The following is a 3,211-nucleotide window of genomic DNA, read 5'->3' as shown; positions in this document are numbered from 1 at the left end:
TCCTCGCCCTGACGTTCATACAGGCGCAGATAGGTGCTGGTGCCGGTGACCTGGATGGCATCGGCAATGGCGTCCATCGCCTCTTTCCAATCGGCATCGTCGATATCCAGAGCACGAAGGCTGAGCACTTGATTCACATCGATGTGCCCCTGCTTTGAGACCCGGAACGCATGATCAACCAATGCCACGATCTGAGCGGAGGCCCCATCCGACCAACGAGTGATACAGCTATCTATCAGCTGTTTGGCCGCCTGGATCCGTTCATCGAAATGCCGATGTTCGCCAACCGAGAGTTTGACCATGTACAGGCCATCAAAGCTGCTCAACTGCACATTGCCCTTGGCCCCACCGAACTGAACCCCATACTCGGCAGCGCTCAGGTCAACGAACGCCGACACTTCCCCCATGGTGGCGGCCTTAAACTCGGCGATGGCCTCACGCAGCTTTTTGCCGCTGGCGATGATTTTGCTCACCAGGTCATCGCGGATCTTGTCGACCGGAGCAATCAACTCCTCCGGCACTAAATGCCCCAGGGCGTTCTTGCGGTGGCCTGCTGGCACGGTAGTCACTTGTTGTTCCATATTTTTCTCCTTGTTCTTTTCCAGGTAGAAAGAGGGTGATTCGTAGTAGTTCATTGCTCTCGCCAGTGAATGCAGCAGCCACCAAGGCGAGCCAACCAGGCGCGACGCTCCAAGCCGTTGAGTTTTTCGGTAATGACCAGCACATGACTGGTCAACTCACTCGGCACCGGGCCGGATACGGCCAGCACCGAACTTTTCCCAACGATCCGGCTATCCAGCACTTGGCAGCCTTTGCCTATCAGCCACTCGCGCAGCTCGGCAGCACTCCGGCGGATATTGATACGGTCAGCAGTTGTCATTCCACGCCCTCCAGTTCTGTAAATGCGGCTTTCAGGTACGGCACCGTGATTGGCTCGTCTTTGGCATACAGCGCCGAGAGTTTCAGGGCCTTAGTCAGTAAACGCAGGCCGCCCGGGCGTTCGCTGATTTGGTTCAACAGTTCCCGCTCTGCCGTGCCAGTGATGCCCCAGGCATCAGCAATGGCTCGGACATCGTTTTGCTTGGTTTTGTGGATGCCTCGGCGCTTGGCGATCCGACTAAACAGGCGGGCAAAGTCTTCGTTACGGCGGCCGCCGGTGAGCTGGGTGTAGATCTTGTTATTGCCAACCAGTACCAAACCAATACCAACTTCTTCCTGCAGGATCCGCAGCTCTTCGAGGGTGGGGTAATCGAGATGGTCAGCTTCATCAATCACGATCAGGCCCTCAGTGCCGACCAGACGTTTACGCACCGCTCGGGCAAGGGGTCCGCGCAGGCGGGGGGCTTGTTCCATTCCCAGCTCCATCGCCAGCTCATACAGACATTCCGTGAGCGTGGAGCGGCAGGGCGACGCGGTGATTAACCAGACATTCGGGTTATTGCGGGCGTATTCCCGCAGGGATTCGCTTTTCCCGACGCCGGAGGCGCCATAAATAACGGCAATCGATTGGCTGATCTGCGCATAGGTCATGTCATCCATGATCTGTTTCGCCGTTTGGGTCATCACAAATCCGGGGTTAGCGGGCCGCGCTAACTTCTGGGTCCGTAATTCCAGCCATGCCGACAACTTTTCGATGACAGTGCCGGGGTCGGCCTTGTAGTTGTCATTCAAGATCTGACTGATGGTGGCAGGGCTCACGCCGATTTCTCGGGCCACTTGAGCACCGTTGATGGCCTTGCTTTCCAACAATGCCCGGACACGCATAATGACCGTGGTTTGTTGTGCTGCCTCATTCCCTAAAACGTGTATGTTCGACATAGTTATCCCTTAATTACTTCCTGTTAAACCGGGTTTATCGTGGCTACAACCGGCGTTTGGCGGCTTCTTCACGCATGATCGCGATCGATTCGCTGTAACGCTGTTCAAAATCAGGTGCAGTTGGTTCCGGCTCGCGATCTTTCAATGCGGTATTGCCGATGGAGACATGCCGCACCATTTCCACCACCTTGCTTTCTGGCGGGGTAGGGTTGCTGGGCCCCGGCATCATGGCGGCGACTTCCAGCGCATCCATTTCGCGTTGGGCCTGTGCTACGGCCTTGGTTCCCTTCACGAACTGAGTCCGGCGGCGCTTGTGCTCGCGAGCGGCCTGGGTATCCCCGAAGCCAACCTTGTCGATACATTCAGCCTGGCCAATCAGCAGGCCATCCAGGGTAAAGAGGATGACGCTTTCATGCAGGGCAGCCGGATCGAAGCGCGCCACTACCTTCTTGCCGATATGCTGATACAGCGCAGGGCTGCCATAGCGGTTTTTGCGGCTGGCAATACTGCCACCGGCCTCCAGGGTGATGGTGCCGTGCTGGCTGACGCGCACTGCCTCTGACTGCAGCATCAATAACTGCAGATGCTCCTTGGTGGCCTTGCGCACCGGGGCTTGCTGGTAGCTCACTGCAAAGGCGTCATCGAAACTCATGACACCGCAGCAAACTTCGGTATCCCGGTTGGCGCGACGGTTGAACATCTCCACACCTTCGGCCACAGCGGCAAGGAACGTCTCAACATCTACAGCCTTGCTGCCGTAGTTGTCTGGCTTTGCCATGGGGTTAGGGCCGGTATAGGCACCCGCCAGAGCGGGGTGTTTATCAATCAACTCTTCTAACCCACCCACGCCAAAGGCCCGTTCGATAGGCTTGGCCTGGCCGTGCCCCTTGCCGTAGTTGATGCTGGTCCAGTGCAAGTCGATACCCAGCATGGGGATAATCCCCTTCGGATCGTCTTCCTTGATCGGGAAGCGGTAGCGATTCGGCACCCCACCAGTCATCTTCTTGTTAGCCGCTGCCAAGGTGTTGTCGATGGTGATTTTGCGAGGGAGGCCATACTCCCGGCATACGTCCATCAGCGATAGGCGGATAGAGTCACTGTTTTCGCTCAGATCAGTGCGCCAACCCACTACTTTGCGGCTGTACACGTCCATCCAGAACCACGTTTTAGGGCGCAGAATTTCGCCGTTGAACCACTTCACAAACACATTGTGTTGATAGCCGTCACCGGTGATCCATTCCATAGCCGTCAGATCGAGCACGGTACGAACCTGCGGTGGATACATCTGGTGCAAGGCATGTTCGCCCTCACGAAACAGCACCTGCTGCTCCTGACTGACCTCAAAATTTAGCCGCCGCCGCAGGGCAGACTCGCTGGGTACAACCCAGCCCTT

At 56.9% G+C, this 3,211-nt stretch carries 4 protein-coding genes; all 4 read right to left on the bottom strand.

The features are described from left to right. A partial coding sequence (locus tag ACYVG7_RS10820; RefSeq protein ID WP_460883120.1) for a DUF3164 family protein occupies nt 1-581 on the bottom strand: 581 nt, incomplete at its 3' end. A gap of 50 nt (nt 582-631) precedes the next feature. Beyond that, on the bottom strand, nt 632-880 hold the full coding sequence (locus tag ACYVG7_RS10815; RefSeq protein WP_460883119.1) for a hypothetical protein: 249 nt from the start codon (nt 878-880) through the stop codon (nt 632-634). Then, complete coding sequence (locus ACYVG7_RS10810; protein ID WP_460883118.1) at nt 877-1,818, bottom strand: AAA family ATPase; 942 nt, start codon at nt 1,816-1,818, stop codon at nt 877-879. The genes ACYVG7_RS10815 and ACYVG7_RS10810 overlap by 4 nt, the downstream gene beginning before the upstream one ends. Before the next feature lie 43 nt (nt 1,819-1,861). Further along, nucleotides 1,862-3,211: transposase domain-containing protein (locus ACYVG7_RS10805; RefSeq protein WP_460883117.1), on the bottom strand; the 1,350-nt coding region annotated here is incomplete at its 5' end.

The organism is Pseudaeromonas pectinilytica (genome assembly GCF_054780855.1).
This window is presented reverse-complemented; position numbering and strand designations above follow the sequence as displayed.

Excerpts from the sequence above, each read along its gene's own strand:
- ACYVG7_RS10815 (WP_460883119.1), bottom strand. The coding sequence starts at position 880 with ATGACAACTGCTGACCGTATCAATATCCGCCGGAGTGCTGCCGAGCTG.
- ACYVG7_RS10810 (WP_460883118.1), bottom strand. The coding sequence starts at position 1,818 with ATGTCGAACATACACGTTTTAGGGAATGAGGCAGCACAACAAACCACG.